Here is an 18,115-nt window from a genome sequence, read left to right as displayed (position 1 = left end):
TAAACCTCTTTAAGTCAAATAGAATATTTTTGGATTTGTACCGGCTTCAGGTTTCAGCGAATGATGTTTTCTTGAATTAAGTTGTTTGCTTATTTCGCTGTTAGGATCATCAAGATCACCGAAGATCATACAGTTTGTAGGGCAAACCGAAACACATGCCGGATCTTTACCTTCTTCAACTCTGTGAATACAGAAAGTACATTTATCGGCGTAACCATCCGGATGAATAAATCTTGCATCATAAGGACAACTTGCAACGCAGGCTTTACATCCTATACATTCGTTATGTTCAATTAATACAACTCCGCCGACATCGTGATAATGACTTGCACCCGTCGGACAACTTGAAACGCATGGTGCATCTTCACAATGATTACATCTCTCGCTTCTTATTTCCAGATTTATGTTCGGAAATTTTCCTAATGCTTCTTCTGTTATCCAATCTCTATTATAACCTTCGGGAACATTATTTTCTGTTTTACAGGCAACAACACAATCCATACAACCGACGCAAAGTTTAGTATCTATTGCCATTCCGAATCTTGCCATCTTACGCCTCCCGCTCAAAAGTTACAAAATTGACATTCATCGCAGTGCCACCCATCAGCGGATCGAGCTTGTACTTTGTCGTAAGTTGTGCATCGCTGGCACCTTTTAAGTAAGTGCTTTTCAACATTCTTGAACGCTGTCCGAATCCGTGAACCATGTAAACACTATCGGGACGAATTCTCTCTGTTGCTTTTACTTTTACCTTGTTCGAAACTACACCCTCGGTGTTTTTGAGTTTTATATAATCGCCTGATTTAAGACCATAACGCTGTGCTATATCAATGTTTATCCAAACCGAGTTTTCTTCCATCATATCTTTCAATATTGGGTTTGATTGTGTTTTAGCGAAAGTGTGAACAGGAGCTCTTCCCATTAATAATCTGAAGTAACCGGGAGGTGGTGATTCCGGTTCGGTAAATTTCGGTACGGGATCAAATCCTTTTTCTTTTAATTGAAGCGAGTAGAATTCAATTTTACCCGATGGCGTCCAGAAATTCGGCTGTATTCCATCTTCAAAATATATCGGCTGCTTGGGAGCTTTTACTACTCCTTCTTTCTTCAATCTTTCAAGTGAAAGTCCGACTGTTTTCAACCTTGTATCGAGATATTCTTCAACATCTTTCCACGGAAAATATTTTTGCAAACCGAGACGCTTTCCTAATTCTTTTGCAATCCACCAATTCGGTTTTTGATGTGAAGGTTCTTCAATTACAGGCTGACGAATCGAAACAAAACCTTCTTTGAAAGGAGAAATATTTAATTCATCATATCTTTCCAAGTAAACCGATTCAGGAAGCACAACATCAGCCCAACCGGCAATCTCACTTGGAACAACATCTACAACTACCATTAAATCTAAATTTTGAATTGCTTTTATAGTCTCTTTTTGGTTCGGAATTGCCTGAAGTAAATTGGTTGCATAAACTATCCAACCTTTTACAGGATAAGGATTTCCTGTAATTGTTGCTTCACGAATTCCGTTTGCCAAAAGCTCACCTTTTGCGAATGGAAATCTTTCATCAGGGTTATCAACTCTTCCTCTTTCCGGATTTGGATATTCCGGATAAGGATAAGAAGGAATACTTAATTTGGTCGGCATAAAGAATCCGCCTTTTCTTCCCCAGCTTCCGAGAAGTGCATTGAGCAATGCAATCGCACGACTTCTTTGACTGTCGTCTCCATACCAAGTTGTTCTTCTACCGGGGTGAATTATTGTAGCCGGTTTATGCTTAGCCATTTCATAAGCTGTTTCCCTTATTACTTTTGGATCAATTCCAGTTTGGGGATAAGCCCACTCAGGTGTGTAATCTTTTATTTCATAAGCAAACTGTTCAAAACCGAATCCATAGTTTTCTACGTATTCTTTATCATAAAGATTTTCGTTAACAATAACGTTCATCCAAGCGAGCAGCAATGCAATATCGGTTCCCGGTTTAATCGGTAGATAATATTTTGCTTTGCTTGCAGCAACGGAAAATCTCGGATCAACAACAATAAATGTTGCACCTTTTTTGTTTGCTTTAGCAAATTCCTGCACTTGTGTGTTGTGCATATTTTCACCAAGGTGCGAACCGATCAGAACCATACACTTCGTGTTTTCGATATCTGTTCTTTCGGGTGAGCCGACAATATCACCGAAGGTTAATTCAAACCCGGTTTCTCTTGGTCCGCGGCATTGCGCAAATGACGGAGCTGTTTCGTTTGGTGAACCGTAAGCTTTTATCATATGTTTTAAAAATGTTCCGCCGACACCGTGACTGAATAATGCCATTGATTCGGGACCGTATTCGCTTTTTATTTTCTTCATTTTATCAGCTATGTAATCAAGTGCTTCAGTCCAAGTAACGCTGACCCATTTTTCTTCACCACGTTCATTCTTACGGATGAGCGGAGTTTTCAATCTATCTTTATCGTAATGAGCACCGACACCTCCGGTTCCTCTCGGACAAAGTCTACCGTTACTTAATGGATCGTTCGGATGTCCTTCTATTTTCCAAAGCTCACCATCTTTTAGATAAGAAACAGCGCTGCATTTCCAAAAACATAAATCGCAGTAAGTTGGGATTTTTTGTATTCCTTTAACCGGTTTGCCGGTTTTCTCTTCAAGCTTTTTGGCGCCCTTGGTAATCGTACTTAGCGATGTTACCGCTGCAAGTCCGGTTACAGTAGCCGATGAAATCTGCAGAAATCTTCGTCGTGATAATTCCATGTTAGTTTCCCGAAATTTTTCGAATTAATTCTTTCACTTCACCACAGCTTGAATGATCTGTATAAACTTCACATTCTCGGCAGTCTCTATTTTCGCAAGTTGTGTTTGGGTGATTATAAGTCCAGCAAGGTTCTGTATGACCCAAATAGGCTTTACAATTTTTTCTGTCTTCATCCGAACATTTAACTACTTCCCAGCAGGGAATCAACGAGTAAATTGTTTTGATTCCGTTAATACTAATTTTACTTTCGTTAATTGCTCTGCGAATACATTCGATTCTATCGATATCCGCTTGTGAATATGAACGCTGGTTTCCTTCTGTTTTATGTGGGAGGATTAATCCTTCACGCTCATACATTCTTAAAGTGTGAACAGAAATACCGAGAAGTTCGGCTGCCGTTCTGATCGGGTAGATCGGTTTATCTTTTATTTCAGTTAAGTTCATTGAGAAATTCTCATTTGTAAATGTTGATATTTGTGGATGTCAACTTTCTTGCCATTTATAATTATGCGTTTTTATAAAATTTTTTAAGGGTAGACAAATCTCATTTTTATAATTGGGAAATTTTTCTTTATAAAATCATTGATTTTGGGAAATAAAAGACGTTTTATCCGTATAAAGCATAACTGGATATTTTTATTCTGTTAAGATGTACGTAATGGGGAAAAGATTCAAGCAGTAGAAATATCATTGACAAATTCTATTTATGTACATATACTTGTACAAAAAAGTAAGGTTGAATCATGCTCTCAACTACAATTTCAGAATTTAGAAAAGACATAAAAAAATACTTTGATGTTGTTACCAATAATTTTGAAACATTGTTGATTAATCGTGGGAAAGATAACGGGGTTGTAATAATGTCTCTGGAGGAATACAATTCACTAAATGCAACATCTTACGAACTTGCCTCGAAACTAAATGAACAAAGATTAGATTCCGCTATTAAGAAGTTCAAAGAAGGGAAACATTTCGAAAAAGATCTGATTGAAGAATGAAATATCTGTTTGTGGAAGAATCTTGGGACGACTATTTATTCTGGCAGAAAACTGATAAAAAAAATTCTTAAAAGAATAAATGAACTTTTAAAAGATATTTCTCGCAATTCATTCACAAGTCTTGGAAAACCCGAACCGCTTAAACATAAATATACCGGCTGCTGGTCAAGGCGAATCACAAGCGAACACAGATTAATTTATCAAGTAACGGATGATGAAATCAGAATATTGAAATGCCGCTTTCATTATGATTAATCGATCAAGAAAGATGAGTATCATTCAAACATCTTTTTTATCAACTCAAAATCCTCAACCGTATTCATATTCAAAAATTCATTCTTGCCGGAAATTGAAGTTAAATCAACAAACTCAACTTGAGAAACTTCGAGTAATTTTTTAACGGAAGTATTTCTCTTCTTTCTCCATTTCTCCTCTTCTCCTTTTCTCCAATTCTCCCCCTCACCCTCTCTTCTCTTCTCCTCTTCTGTATTTAAAATAGATTCAGATTTTTCCAAAACTGACTTCGAATAAACTCCGCAAAGTTGATGATACTTTCCATTCGTAACCGGAAGAATTATTTCTTTGGTGGAATTACAGTTAATAAGTTTTTCAATTACTTCTGAAGATACAAGTGGCAAGTCGCAAGAAATAATAAAATTCTTTTCTGTATTTGATTCGATAAGTGAAGAATAAATCCCAGCAAGAGGTCCACCGTTTTTGAATTTATCAGGTACAACTTTATAGCCAAATTGAGAATATTTTTCAGTTTCGTCTGCACTGATTATAATCTCATTACAGAATGGTTTTAGTTTGTCAATCATTATTTCAATGATAGTTCTTGTGCCGACCTTCAGCAGGGCTTTATCTTCGCCCATTCGAGAACTTTTTCCACCGGAGAGTATTATGCCGTTGATTTTATTATGCATCAGAAAAGTTGAAAATCAAATTGGAGAAAATAATTTGGAGCAAAAAGTTTGTCTTCTGAGTCGGTATACTTGTTAAATCTTACTCCGCCAAACAAATACCCTAAAGATTCAATCTCTTTATATAGACCGAGTGAAAGAGTATGGTAAGTCTCATCCAACTCAAACCTCTTACCTTCAGAAGACTTTAACCAATCATAAAAAGTAACGGAGGTAGGTTCAATATCAAAAAAGCTTTGTTGGCCGAAGGTGTAGTTAATAAATCCGTTTACGAACCATTCAGGATTTCTTGAGTTTATTGTTACTCCCAAAGACAGATCAAAAAAATTTTCTTTGTGAGATTCATAGAAGAAAAATACTTTACGCTCAGCATCACCGGTAAATGGTTTATCTTCAAGCCGAACATAATCGATATGAGTTTCAGTCTCATAATATGCACCAGCAATATCCAATCGAACCGCCCAATTATTTTCTTCTCTAAAAAATCCAAGTCCAAAATTAAAGTTGTTCAAATCAATTTGATCAATGTCCGCGAAAGTAGTTCCACCGTAGACGGAAAAATTAGGTGTGACATTGACTTCAACCTCAAAATTTGTTTGAAATTCAGGAATATTCCAATGTAGATTATTTCCGGTGAACTCTTCTGTATTGACCCCTGCGGTTTCAAAGAAATAATCTTCGCCTTCAACAGGTTCGACTTCATAAATCCCATTTTTATTCACCATCGTGTGTCCTTCAATTTTGCTGCTCAAGATTCTATCGCGGTTTTTACTCACGTTCAATCGAACACTAAAGTCACCAGCTGATTCATGATTAGTGATCTTAATCGTATTATTATTGACCACGCCAAATTGCTCAGCGTTTTGCAATTTCGGCGTTGTTGTAGTAACCGTACATCCGATAAACAGAACTGAAATTGCTATGATTAATGTAAGTATGATCTTCATAACCATCCCTATTTATCCTCTGAAATATAGCACATAGTGGGAAAAGATAAATTGAAATAAATTTTCGGATTAAATATTCAAGAGGTATCACAACTAATTACCATATTTACTTTTTCCAAAAACGAGAAATATTTCTCAATTTAAGTTAGGTTTTTAGCGAAAAATAACCCTATTTCACTTAAACCCAATCCTTATTTGGCTCGATTTTTTCTTTTCTTCTATTTCTGCAAATGAGATATTATCGCTGATTATTGATAAGTTTATTAGATTAACAAAAAGAAAAGTTTATAACGGAGCTTTATAATGTCTGAAGAAAAACTGAAACCGGAACTTCCAAAAGAATTAAACTTGAAAAAGGATTTTGAGTCACCTTCATACAAACAGTGGCGTGAAGTTGTTGAAAAAGATTTAAAAGGTGTTCCATTCGAAAAGAAGTTGGTGACTAAAACTTACGAAGGAATTGATCTTCAACCAATTTATACAAGTAATGACGTAGAAAATTTGGAGTTCATTAATGAATTACCTGGAGATGGAAATTTTCTTCGAGGAAAATCTTCATCCGGTTATAGTAAAAATGGTTGGGAAATTTGTCAAGATATTCCATATCCAATGGCAGAGGATTTTAATAGTGCACTCAAAAATGATTTAGCATGCGGACAAAATTCTATTTCACTTCCTCTGGATGAAGCAACAAAATTAGGACTTGACGCTGACTATGCAAAAGTTGGACAAGTTGGAAAAAACGGTGTCTCTATTTCAGCTCTAAATAGTTTTAGAAAATCATTGGGCGAAATTGATATCACTAAATATCCAATTCACATCAACACTGGTTTTTCATCTTTACCGTTTATTTCAATCTTTGCAGCTTATCTTAACGAACAAAAAAATGACGCAAAACACATCAACGGAAGCATTACTTCTGATCCGATTTCGTATTTAGTAGAGAATGGTTCTCTTCCGGTCTCCTTCGATTTTTTAATTGATGAAATGAAACTTACTACCGAATGGGCAAATGAAAAAATACCGAACTTCAAAACTATCGGTATTAGCGGATTAGTTTATCATAATGCGGGTGCAAGCGCAGTCCAAGAACTCTCATACACACTTGCCGCTGCAGCAGAATACATGAAAAACCTTTCCGATAAAGGCATGGATGTAAACCTAATTGCAAAACAAATGAGATTTACATTTGGTGTCGGCTCTTTCTTTTTTATGGAAGTTGCAAAATTTAGAGCTGCTAAAATTCTTTGGTCTAAAATTACCGAAGCATTCGGCGTTAATGAAGAAAATCGAAAGATGACTATACATGCTAGAACTGGTTTATTCACTCAGACAAAGTTTGATCCGTATGTAAATATGCTTCGAACTACAACCGAAGCTTTCTCTGCGGTAGTAGGCGGAATTGATTCGATTCATACAAATACATTCGATGAATTGTTTGGGATGCCTGATCAGTTCTCAAGAAGAATCGCACGCAACACACAAATAATTTTGGATGAAGAATCACACCTAACAAACTTGATTGATCCGGCAGGAGGTTCATTCTTTGTCGAAAAATTAACAGACGAAATCGCAAAAGCTGCATGGAAAGAATTCCAAAAGATTGATGAAAAAGGTGGACTTATAAAAGCACTTGAAGAAAACTATGTTCAAGACGAAATTGAAAAAATTTGGGAAACAAGGAAGAAAGATATTTCAAAACGTAAATCTGTAATTGTCGGTACTAACATGTACGCCAACTTAAAAGAAGAAATTAAAAGAAAGAATGAACCTGATTATAAAGCAATTCATAAAAAACGTTCGGAGTATTTGCAAAAACTCAGAACTTCGAGTGATCCAAACAAACACACAAGCATTTTAGAAAAACTACAAAAACTCGTAGATGAATCTTCCGAGAATGCGATTGATACAGGTGCCCAAGCAATTTTAGAAGGCGCTACAATCGGTGAAATTTCTAAGGCAAGCAGAGCAAATGCCGGAGAAGGAATAATTATTCAAAAACTTGAGAAGCGCAGAGCATCAGAGTTTTTTGAATCACTCCGAGATAAATCCGATGAAATAGAAGACAAACGAGGAAACAGACCAAAAGTATTTCTTGCTACAATGGGACCACTTAAGCAATACAAAGGACGTGCAGATTTCTCACAAGGATTTTTTGAAATAGCTGGATTTGAAATTGAATATCCAAAAGGTTTTAATTCAACAGAGGAAGCAGTCAAAACGGCAAATGAATCTAATACTGATGTTGTTGTTATCTGTTCTACTGATGAAACTTATCCCGCGCTTGTTCCACAGATAGTTAAAGGAATTAAAGAAAATAAAAAAGAAGTAACTGTTGTTCTAGCCGGCTATCCAAAAGAACAAATTGAAGAACATAAAAAATCGGGTGTGAATGAATTTATCTATCTCGGCTGCGATGCGTTTGAGTTATTAGATAAACTTTTGAATAAAATTAAGTAAACACTTTGCGTCTCTGCGCCTTAGCGGTTGTTTTTCATTTACTCACCGCAAAGACGCCAAGACGCTAAGAAATGCAGAGGATTGAAAATGAAACCTAATTTTGCAGAATTAAAATTAGACTTGAAGAGTAAAAAAACTTCTTACGATGAGTGGAAAGAAAAATTTAAAACCGAAACTGGTAAAGAAGTTGATGATTTCATTTGGGAAACAATGGAGAAGATCAACGTAAAACCTCTTTACACAAAAGATGATATCACTAATTGTGAACATATCGATTATATGTCCGGCATTCCACCGTTTTTACGCGGACCATATTCGACAATGTATGTGATGCAACCTTGGACAGTTAGACAATATGCAGGGTTTTCGACCGCGGAAGAAAGTAACGCATTCTACAGAAGGAATCTTGCACAAGGTCAACGCGGACTTTCAGTCGCTTTCGATCTTGCAACTCACCGTGGGTATGATTCCGATCATCCACGTGTTGTCGGTGATGTAGGTAAAGCCGGTGTTGCAATTGATTCTGTTGAAGACATGAAAATTTTATTCGATCAAATTCCGCTCGATAAAATGTCCGTATCGATGACGATGAACGGAGCGGTTCTCCCAATTCTTGCATTCTTTATTGTTGCGGCTGAAGAGCAAGGTGTCAAACACGAAGAACTTACCGGAACAATTCAAAATGATATTTTAAAAGAGTACATGGTTCGCAATACATATATTTATCCGCCTGAAATGTCGATGAAAATTATTGCTGATATTTTCAAATACTCAGCGAAAGAGATGCCGAAGTATAATAGCATTTCAATTTCAGGTTACCATATGCAGGAAGCAGGCGCAACAGCCGATTTGGAAATGGCTTACACTTTAGCAGATGGATTAGAGTATGTAAGAACCGGTGTTAAAACAGGAATGGATATAGATGAATTTGCTCCACGTTTATCGTTTTTCTGGGCGCAAGGAATGAATTACTTTATGGAAATTGCAAAGATGAGAGCTGCAAGATTAATTTGGGCAAAACTAATTAAGCAATTCAATCCTAAAAATCCGAAATCAATGTCATTGCGCACACATTCGCAAACTTCAGGTTGGAGTTTAGCAGAACAAGATCCATTCAACAATGTTGCCCGAACTTGCATCGAAGCAATGGCTGCGGCACTTGGTCATACACAATCATTACATACAAACTCACTTGATGAAGCTATTGCACTGCCGACAGATTTCTCGGCAAGAATTGCTCGTAACACGCAACTTTATTTACAAGATGAAACAAACATCACAAAAGTTATCGATCCGTGGGCAGGTTCTTATTATGTTGAAGCATTAACAGACGCGCTTCTCAAAAAAGGTTGGGAACACATTCACGAGGTTGAATCTTACGGTGGAATGACAAAAGCAATTGAAGCCGGTATTCCTAAAATGAGAATTGAAGAGGCTGCTGCGAGAAGACAAGCGAGAATTGACTCAGGTAAAGAAACAATTGTAGGTGTCAACAAATATAGATTAGATAAAGAAGATCCGATTGAAATTTTGGAAGTCGATAACACTGCAGTAAGATTGTCTCAAATTAAAAGATTACAAAAAATAAAATCCGGTCGTAATGAAGCAAATGTAAAGTCAGCGCTCGAAGCAATTACAAAATGTGCCGACAAAGGTGACGGAAATTTATTAGATTTATCAGTCAAAGCTGCTCGAGTTAGAGCGACACTAGGAGAAATTTCAGATGCAATTGAAAAAGTAAGCGGAAGATATCATGCAACAACAAGAACTATTTCAGGTGTTTATAGAAGTGAATACAGCGATGAACAAGGTGGAACAGTGGAACAAGTAAGAAAAATGACTGACGAATTTGCAGAGCACGAAGGTCGTCGTCCCAGAATTATGGTTGCTAAAATGGGACAAGACGGACATGACCGCGGAGCTAAAGTTGTCGCAACCGCTTACGCCGATATGGGATTTGATGTTGACGTCGGTCCCCTCTTCCAAACTCCCGAAGAAACGGCAAAGCAGGCAGTTGAAAATGATGTGCACGCAATTGGTGTAAGTTCACTTGCGGCGGGACATAAAACTCTTGTACCACAATTAATTGATGAACTAAAAAAACTCGGTCGTGAAGATATTATTGTTATTGTCGGTGGTGTAATTCCTTCACAAGATTATGATTTCTTGTATGAAGCGGGAGCTGCTTTGATCTTCGGTCCGGGTACACAAATTCCTGAAGCGGGAATTAAAATCATGGATGAAATAAATAAGAGATTTAGTTAACATCAAATCAGCATAAATTATTAAATTTGATGCCGAGTTTAGCTCGGCATTTTTATTATGAAAATAATACCAAAATTAAAATCAGAGCGTATTACTTTGCGTGCATTTACATTGGATGACGCAAAAAAAGTACAAAAATTAGCCGGTGATAAGAAAATTGCCGAGACAACTTTATATATTCCGCATCCCTATCCCGATGGCGCAGCGGAAGAATGGATTATTACTCATCAAAAAGAATGCGAAGAAAACAAAAGTATTATTTGGGCAATCACTAAAAATGATAATAATGAATTAGTCGGTGCAATTGGTTTTACTTTACAACCAAAGTTCAACAAAGCAGAGTTTGGACTTTGGATCGGTGTTCCCTTTTGGAATAAAGGTTATGCTAGTGAAGCTTTGTCAGTTATTTTGAAATATGGTTTCGAGGAATTAAAATTGAATAAAATTTTCGCTCATCACTTTATTACTAATCCGGCTTCGGGTAAAGTAATGTTAAAACACGGAATGAAGTTGGAAGGTCACTTAAGAGAAGACGTTGTTAAAGATGACAAGTACATAGATGTGAAATTTTATAGTATATTACAGAGGGAGTACAAGAAGTTAAAAAAATAAATCCTTGTCATTCTGAAGGAGTCGCATTTTGACGACTGAAGAATCTCCACTAATTACAAAATGAGATTCTTCGCTTCGCTCAGAATGACATGCCTAATTTCACTTATGAGCAAAAAAGACAACACATATAAACCCGAATGGACACCCGAAAATGCCGGAGATGAATTTGCTGTTAGAATTGTTAAAGGGATTCAGTCGAGCGATAAGAAATCCGAATCAACGAATTCAAAAAAGAATACCTTTCTTTCGATTGATGAATATGTTGAAGGAGTTCTAAAAGGTGACAGAATAAAACTTGCCCGGGCTATCACTTTAGTTGAAAGTAACTCGTCAAAACATCATCAACTTTCTCAAGAATTATTACAAAAACTTCTTCCCAATTCAGGCAATTCATTGAGAATCGGAATTACCGGAACTCCCGGTGCAGGGAAAAGCACTTTGATTGAATCACTTGGAATGTATTTATTAAAGCTAGGACACAAAGTTGCTGTATTAACTGTTGATCCATCCAGCAGTATTTCAAGGGGAAGTATTCTCGGTGATAAAACACGAATGGAAAAATTAGCAAAGGAAGAAAACTGCTTTATCCGTCCATCTCCTTCCGGTGGAACATTGGGTGGTGTTGCCCGCAAAACTCGAGAGTCAATTACACTTTGTGAAGCAGCAGGTTACGATGTGATTTTAATCGAAACCGTGGGAGTTGGACAAAGTGAAATAACAGTCCGTTCAATGGTTGATTTCTTTTTACTGGTTTTAATTCCCGGCGGTGGTGACGAATTACAAGGAATAAAAAAAGGTGTAATTGAACTTACTGATGCGGTATTAATAAATAAAGCTGATGGTAAAAATGAGCAATTAGCAAAACTATCAAAATCAGAATACGCAAATGCACTTCATTATATTCAACATGCTACAAAAGGCTGGCAGACAAAAGCTTTAACTTGTTCTGCATTAACTGGTAAAGGTATCCCCGAAATTTGGAAGATGATTAAAGATTTTGAAAAACTTACAAAAGAATCAGGTGTTTTTACTCAACGAAGAAAAGAGCAATCATTAGAATGGGTTTTGAGATTAGTTGAAGATGGTTTACGAGATTCATTTTTTAATGATGATATAATCAAAAAGGAATACAAGCTGATTCAAGAACAAGTATTGAGTTCAGAATTACCGCCGACAACAGCCGCCGAAAAACTATTAAACATTTTTCGTGAAAGGAAATAGCATTAATTCAAGATTGATAGTCCGAACTTCTTATCACTCCCTTGTATATGTTTAACCAACCAATCTTTAAGAAAAGTTATTAATGAAATTGTAACGGCAACGGAGCCGGAGCCGGATTTATATTTTTCATAAAATGATTCAACCTCTTTCACAAAACTATTGTGTTCGGCAATATGTGTTTCGAGATGTGCGTAATTATGCTTGCGCATAATGTTTTCTTCGTTCTTAAAATGTGTTTTAGTATAAGTAATCAGTTCATTTAGAATATTTCCAAGAACTGCAGAACCCTTACCTTCCCTCATTGCGGCATGTAGTTTATTTGTGGTTTCTACAAGTTTTTTATGTTCGGAATCGATTGTTAAATTTTTTACAGAAAGGTCATCACTCCATTCAATGAATGCCATAAATATCTCCGGATTTTTTAATACTATGACCTATCATCGAATTAAAAATGAAAAAGTTTATGATTATTTCAAATTGAATTCGATTTTAACTTCACATCCTAATCGCTTTATGTCATTTAAAAATTTTTTCGGTTCAACATAATTTGCTTGGAAGTGAAGTCCGGGAATTCTATTGGACTTTTCTAAATACTGATGCAAACATGCAAACGCAGGAACAGCAGTTAGAAAATATCCGTCTTCATGAGATACTTCAATTTTCATTTGCTGATTTTTATCTTCTTTAATTCCTTCTGCAATTAATTGAAGAATAACTTTATAAGGAGGTTTCGAAAATTTCCGGAGACTCCACTTAAAAAGTTTTGTAATCGAATTCAATTTATTCAGTGAAAATCTTTTCACGGCGAACATCATTAATGGTGTGACAAAATAATCAGTAAACCAATTAAATCCGGAGATATAAAATCCTGTTTCAGAAAGTGACGGATATTCATCCGGTAATTCCTTTAACTCTTCCATCATCATAGAGATGCAAGGTTTCTTTCCGAAAGGTTTATCGAAATCAAAGTATTTGTAATCTTTATAACTAAGCTTTCTCCATTCTTTTTTAACATAAGCGGTTGAACCATATTCTTTGAACTCATAAATGAATTCTTTTATTGTATCCGGTGAAGAAAATTCAAACTTCCAATCCATATTCAGCAAGCTGCCTACATTCGCCGAGTGAATTTCATCAAAATAATCTGCAGCATAACGAATTAATGCCGCCGGTAAACCGGGATGAAATCCGCCATCGCTTATTATACATTGATCATTCTTGACAAATTGTTCCGAGGTAGCTTTTAATAAGTTTAACTTTTGCGGAGATGACATCAATACATCGAGGTAATTATTCTTTGTTTGAAGTAATGCTTCGACAATATTATTAGTAAACTGAATTGTACTGGCTGCATTGATTACAAAATCGGATTTCATAAACTCGTTTATAAGAGAACCGGTATTTGAAGCATCGACAAAACCGGTTTCGATTCTTTTCTCATCATGTCTTACTACTAATTCATCTTTAAATTTTTCTGCTTTCGCTTTATCTCGGCCTACAATAATAATTGATGAATTAGTATTTGATAAAATTAATTCAGATAGAAATTTGCCAACATTACCATATCCGCCAATTAAAAGAATTTTCATTACCAATTTCCTCTAAAAACGATATATTTGTATTTTTTAATTTAATCAGTCGAGAATAAAGAATCATTCCTAAAATTGTGAACCTTATAGAAAGAATTTCGTCTAAAATGTAGATTTCAAAATGATGGGGATTAAATGCGGTCTATTTTACTTTTTATTGTTTTCGTAACCTTATTAACTGCTCAAGTTGCAAATTCAGACAAAGTTTTACATCTCAAAAAAATTGATCAACAAATTATAATTGACGGTAAGATTGATGATATCTGGTTACAAGCTGATTCAGTTACCGATTTTGTTCAATATTCGCCTTATAATAATGAAAAACCAACTCAAAGAACCGTTACAAAAGTTTTAACAACAGAAGATGCATTGTATTGTTTATTTATATGCTATGATAATCATGAAGAAATTCAAATCGAAACAGGTGTACTCGATGATTTTGCCGGAGATGGTGTTTCATTTATGATTGATACTTTCGGTGACAGAAGAACTGCTTACAAATTTATTGTTTATGCTTCCGGTGTTAGAGGAGATACAAGGTTGCTTGACGATGCTCGTAACCGTGATTACAGTTGGGATGGAATTTGGTTCGCTGATACCGAAATTTATGATTGGGGCTGGGTTGCAGAAATGGAAATTCCGTACAAGTCAATTCAATACAATGACAAGTTAACAGAATGGGGTCTCGATTTTGACAGATGGCGTTCAATAAATAACGAAGATACTTATTGGATAGCATATGAGGAAAACGAGGGTCAAAGAATTTCCAAATGGGGAAGCTTAGTCCTTGATGATTTTTCTCCAACTCAACATGGTTTGAATTTGGAAATTTATCCGGTTGGCATTAGTAAAATTAATTATATCGGAAATGATGAATACGATACTGATACAGATTTAGGGCTGGACATTTCTTATAACCCCTCGCCTGAATTAAAATTTCAGTTTACCGCAAATCCCGACTTTGCTCAAATTGAAGCTGATCCATATGATTTTAATATCTCCCGTTATGAATCCTATTTTAGTGAACGAAGACAATTCTTTACTGAAGGAAGTGAAGTTTTTAATGCATCAGGTCGAGATAGAAATTCCGGATTCTATAAACCAATCGAGTTGTTTTATTCACGACGAATTGGCAAAAAATTGCCCGACGGAAATGAAGTTCCATTATCATTTGGTACACGTGCATTCGGAAGATTTGGTGATTGGGAATACGGCGGATTTGTTGCCCGTACAGAACAAACCGATTATTTTTTAAATAATGAAAAAATTACTGAACCTACTTCATACTTCGCATCTGTAAGATTGAAAAAACAAATCTTGGACAACTCCTCGATCGGCGTTTTATATGTCGGAAAATTTAATGAATACAATAATTACGGAGTGCTTGATATCGATGGTGCATTTAGAGGAAGCAATTGGCAGCTTTCATATCAACTTGCAAGATCGATAAAAGGAAACGAAGGTGATTATGCCTTTTCTGTTGGCTTCACAAACTTTGCAGACTCTTGGATTAATATGTTTAGAAGTAGATACATTGGTAATGATTTTGATGTTCAAGAAATTGGATTTGTACCATGGCGAGGAACCATGGAAACTGTCGGTCTGACAGGTCCACGATGGTGGTGGGATACTGGATATCTAAAATCCATTATGATATATGGCGGTGGTGGTTTTAATTGGGAAAAAGCTGACGACTATACTGATTACTTTGCAATCCTAGGTTATAATATGCAATTCAGAGACAATTGGGGATTGGAAATAAATCTAGATGCCGGAAAATCTAAGGATAACAATGTTGATTACTCTTCCTATAGTGCAAACTTAAGTTCTTGGTTTAATATTTCGCCTAATTGGAGTGGCAATTTATGGGGAGGATATTCTCATACTTATAACTTCAGCCGAGATTGGCTTGCTTTCTATTCATGGATGGGGACTTCATTCAGCTATAAATTAATGAGTCAACTTACCATTGGAACTTCATATGACATGTTTATCGAAGGTAATCCAGATGGAAACATTGAAGACATTACATTTAATACTCGTCCCTACCTTAATATAAAACCTGTGAATGATCTTAAAATAAGAATTTACTTTGATAATGTATTTGTACGTTCAACTGACAAATTTGAACGATTTATTGTTGGTTTCCTTTTATCATACAATTTCTCACCAAAAAGTTGGATTCATTTTGCGTATAACGAAGTTCAGGATAGAAGTCCCGAATTTGATTTAGCGGGGACAATTCGTCCAAATAGAATGCATACAGTTAACCGAGCCGGAGTATTAAAGGTAAGTTATCTTTATTATTTTTAATTAAAGAAACCACTTTTACTATTTCTTTTGATTCCAGAATTCATCACATTATAGTATGTATAACTATAAATTCATAGAGCACACCGCCGATATTGCCGTTGAATTAACCTCATCAACAATCGAAGAATTATTTCTTTGCGCGGTTGATGCTTGGAACAAGGCGATGCTTGATGCCGAGATTTTATACGATGATGAAAAAATTAAATTAGATTTTGAAGCAGAATCCCTCGAAGAATTGCTGGTTAATTTTTTAAGCGAAATAAATTATTTATTCCTTTCAAAAAAATGGTTTTGTACTTCCGTTGAGGATATAAAACTTCATCATACTAATAATTATAAATTAACTGTTCGTCTTGCAGGCTTAACTGTTCAACCATCGAAAATTGATTTTAAAGAAGAAATAAAAGCAATCACTTATCATCGATTGGAAATCAAAAAAGAAAAAGACGAATATACCACGCGAATTATCTTTGACATTTAACCCATTCCTTTTATAATTATATCATATCAGAAACGTATCAAGGTGAAACTATGCTATTAAGCGGATACGAATTGAAAAAGATCACCGACTATCTTTGGGAAATTCCAAGACAAGGCAAGATGCTTGTACCCGGACGAATTTACACTTCAAAAAATATGCTTGAAGGATCATTACAAAATGACGAAGCAATCAAGCAAGTTGTAAATGTTGCACATCTTCCGGGAATTCAAAAATATAGTCTAGCTATGCCGGATATTCATTGGGGTTACGGTTTTCCGATCGGTGGTGTAGCAGCAACCGATATCAATGAAGGAGTAATTTCGCCCGGCGGTGTTGGTTATGATATAAATTGCGGCGTAAGATTAGCAAGAACTTCACTTGAATTCAACAAAGTGAAATCAAAAATTGATGACCTCGTTAAACAGTTTTTTAGAGATGTGCCAACCGGTGTGGGTGCAAGCGGTGCAATTAAAAAATTACCGCCGAAAGAAATTAAGAACATTTTAATAAGCGGAAGCCAATGGGCAGTTGACTATGGCTTTGGTAATTCGGATGATATCGAATACACCGAAGAAAAAGGAAAACTAAGGGATGCAGATCCGGATGCAGTTTCAGAACGAGCGATTGAACGCGGACAAGATCAAGCCGGTACGCTTGGTTCCGGTAATCACTTTCTTGAAATTGATGTGGTTGATGAAATTTACGATGAAAAAGCTGCAGAAGTTTTCGGAATATTCAAAGGACAGATTTTAATTTTAATTCATACCGGTTCACGTGGATTGGGTTATCAAATCTGTGATGATTACTTAAAAGTTCTTGTTAAAGCAGAGAAAAAATTTAATTTTAATTTACCCGATAGACAACTTGCTTGCGCACCAATTCAATCGCAAGAAGGACAAGATTATCTCCATGCTATGAGATGTGCGGCAAACTTCGCATGGAACAACAGACAAATTATAATGCATCTTGCAAAGAAGAGTATGTTAAGAACTTTTAACATTTCCGAAAGTGAACTGGACTTCAAACTTATTTACGATGTTTGCCATAATATCGCGAAAATAGAAAAGCATAGTGTTGGCGGTGAATTAAAAAATGTCTGCGTTCATCGTAAAGGAGCAACGAGAGCATTTCCACCGGGGAATGAATTTATTCCAAGCAAATATAAAGATATTGGTCAGCCGGTTTTAGTCCCCGGTGATATGGGGCGATATTCATTTATACTTTCAGGAACCCAAAAAGCTATGGAAGAAACTTTCGGAAGTTCATGTCACGGTGCAGGTAGAGTTCAAAGTAGAACACAAGCGAAAAAAGCAGGGAAAGGAAGGGATTTAATTAAAGAGTTGCATTCACAAGGAATTGCAATTGCAGCAAAAGGTTACGGTACAATTGCCGAAGAAATGCCTTATGCGTATAAAGATGTTTTTGATGTTGTTGATATAATGCATAACTCAGGTATAAGCAAAAAAGTTGCAAAGATAAAACCGGTTGGAGTTATTAAAGGATAAATTGTCCACTGTTGTGGTGTCATGTTCCTTTTATTCCTTATA

General features: G+C 35.9%; 17 protein-coding genes. 10 read left to right on the top strand and 7 right to left on the bottom strand.

Annotation, left to right across the window (positions count from 1 at the left end):
* Positions 1-9 precede the first annotated feature (9 nt).
* The 3 genes from QY331_03470 to QY331_03460 are packed head-to-tail and all read right to left on the bottom strand — an operon-like array spanning position 10 to position 3,203.
* Complete coding sequence (locus QY331_03470) at positions 10-549, bottom strand: 4Fe-4S dicluster domain-containing protein (protein ID WKZ70315.1); 540 nt, start codon at positions 547-549, stop codon at positions 10-12.
* Between the two features lies 1 nt (position 550).
* Positions 551-2,758 (bottom strand): molybdopterin-dependent oxidoreductase, encoded by a 2,208-nt coding sequence (locus QY331_03465; protein WKZ70314.1) that lies wholly within the window; start codon positions 2,756-2,758, stop codon positions 551-553.
* 1 nt (position 2,759) lies between these two features.
* The gene (locus QY331_03460; GenBank protein WKZ70313.1) at positions 2,760-3,203 is read right to left on the bottom strand and encodes a MerR family transcriptional regulator; all 444 of its coding nucleotides are present in this window, start codon (positions 3,201-3,203) and stop codon (positions 2,760-2,762) included.
* 299 nt (positions 3,204-3,502) lie between these two features.
* Between QY331_03460 and QY331_03455 the strand changes: the two genes are divergently transcribed.
* The 3 genes from QY331_03455 to QY331_03445 are packed head-to-tail and all read left to right on the top strand — an operon-like array spanning position 3,503 to position 4,012.
* On the top strand, positions 3,503-3,757 hold the full coding sequence (locus tag QY331_03455) for a type II toxin-antitoxin system Phd/YefM family antitoxin (GenBank protein WKZ70312.1): 255 nt from the start codon (positions 3,503-3,505) through the stop codon (positions 3,755-3,757).
* Positions 3,754-3,828, top strand: coding sequence for a type II toxin-antitoxin system YoeB family toxin (locus tag QY331_03450; GenBank protein WKZ71297.1), 75 nt, complete (start codon positions 3,754-3,756; stop codon positions 3,826-3,828). The genes QY331_03455 and QY331_03450 overlap by 4 nt, the downstream gene beginning before the upstream one ends.
* The gene (locus QY331_03445) at positions 3,809-4,012 is read left to right on the top strand and encodes a Txe/YoeB family addiction module toxin (protein WKZ71296.1); all 204 of its coding nucleotides are present in this window, start codon (positions 3,809-3,811) and stop codon (positions 4,010-4,012) included. Before QY331_03450 ends, QY331_03445 begins: the two co-directional genes overlap by 20 nt.
* Positions 4,013-4,032: 20 nt before the next feature.
* Here the strand turns inward: QY331_03445 and QY331_03440 are convergent, their stop codons facing one another.
* Both QY331_03440 and QY331_03435 read right to left on the bottom strand, forming a co-directional pair.
* Positions 4,033-4,683: a molybdenum cofactor guanylyltransferase gene (locus QY331_03440; protein WKZ70311.1), complete on the bottom strand. Its 651-nt coding sequence runs from the start codon at positions 4,681-4,683 to the stop codon at positions 4,033-4,035.
* Entirely contained in the window at positions 4,683-5,627 is a 945-nt protein-coding gene (locus QY331_03435; GenBank protein WKZ70310.1) for a hypothetical protein, read from the bottom strand. Before QY331_03435 ends, QY331_03440 begins: the two co-directional genes overlap by 1 nt.
* Positions 5,628-5,930: 303 nt before the next feature.
* Here QY331_03435 and QY331_03430 point away from each other — a divergent pair, with 303 nt between their 5' ends.
* From QY331_03430 to meaB, 4 genes are all read left to right on the top strand, one after another.
* Complete coding sequence (locus tag QY331_03430; protein WKZ70309.1) at positions 5,931-8,087, top strand: methylmalonyl-CoA mutase family protein; 2,157 nt, start codon at positions 5,931-5,933, stop codon at positions 8,085-8,087.
* An 87-nt stretch (positions 8,088-8,174) separates the two neighbouring features.
* Entirely contained in the window at positions 8,175-10,352 is a 2,178-nt protein-coding gene (gene scpA, locus QY331_03425; protein WKZ70308.1) for a methylmalonyl-CoA mutase, read from the top strand.
* Between the two features lie 57 nt (positions 10,353-10,409).
* Complete coding sequence (locus QY331_03420; GenBank protein ID WKZ70307.1) at positions 10,410-10,964, top strand: GNAT family N-acetyltransferase; 555 nt, start codon at positions 10,410-10,412, stop codon at positions 10,962-10,964.
* A gap of 105 nt (positions 10,965-11,069) precedes the next feature.
* Positions 11,070-12,185 carry a methylmalonyl Co-A mutase-associated GTPase MeaB gene (meaB, locus tag QY331_03415; GenBank protein ID WKZ70306.1) on the top strand — a complete coding sequence of 372 codons (1,116 nt, stop codon included), beginning with the start codon at positions 11,070-11,072 and terminating at the stop codon, positions 12,183-12,185.
* Between the two features lie 2 nt (positions 12,186-12,187).
* On the opposite strand, the gene QY331_03410 is transcribed toward meaB, so the two are convergent.
* Positions 12,188-12,589, bottom strand: a complete 402-nt coding sequence (locus tag QY331_03410; GenBank protein ID WKZ70305.1) for a bacteriohemerythrin — start codon at positions 12,587-12,589, stop codon at positions 12,188-12,190.
* Between the two features lie 63 nt (positions 12,590-12,652).
* A complete protein-coding gene (locus tag QY331_03405) occupies positions 12,653-13,774 on the bottom strand; it encodes a saccharopine dehydrogenase NADP-binding domain-containing protein (protein WKZ70304.1) in 1,122 nt (373 codons plus the stop codon).
* Positions 13,775-13,909: 135 nt separating this feature from the next.
* Between QY331_03405 and QY331_03400 the strand changes: the two genes are divergently transcribed.
* From QY331_03400 to QY331_03390, 3 genes are read left to right on the top strand one after another with little or no spacing between them, the layout of a single operon-like run.
* A complete protein-coding gene (locus QY331_03400; GenBank protein ID WKZ70303.1) occupies positions 13,910-16,087 on the top strand; it encodes a DUF5916 domain-containing protein in 2,178 nt (725 codons plus the stop codon).
* 55 nt (positions 16,088-16,142) lie between these two features.
* Entirely contained in the window at positions 16,143-16,568 is a 426-nt protein-coding gene (locus tag QY331_03395; protein WKZ70302.1) for an archease, read from the top strand.
* Positions 16,569-16,618: 50 nt separating this feature from the next.
* Complete coding sequence (locus QY331_03390; GenBank protein ID WKZ70301.1) at positions 16,619-18,073, top strand: RtcB family protein; 1,455 nt, start codon at positions 16,619-16,621, stop codon at positions 18,071-18,073.
* Positions 18,074-18,115 lie beyond the last annotated feature (42 nt).

The sequence above is a fragment of the Melioribacteraceae bacterium genome, from assembly GCA_030584085.1.
Taxonomy (GTDB): domain Bacteria; phylum Bacteroidota; class Ignavibacteria; order Ignavibacteriales; family Melioribacteraceae; genus SURF-28.
Note: the sequence above shows the minus strand (reverse complement) of the source record. Positions and strands in the feature narration are given on the sequence as shown.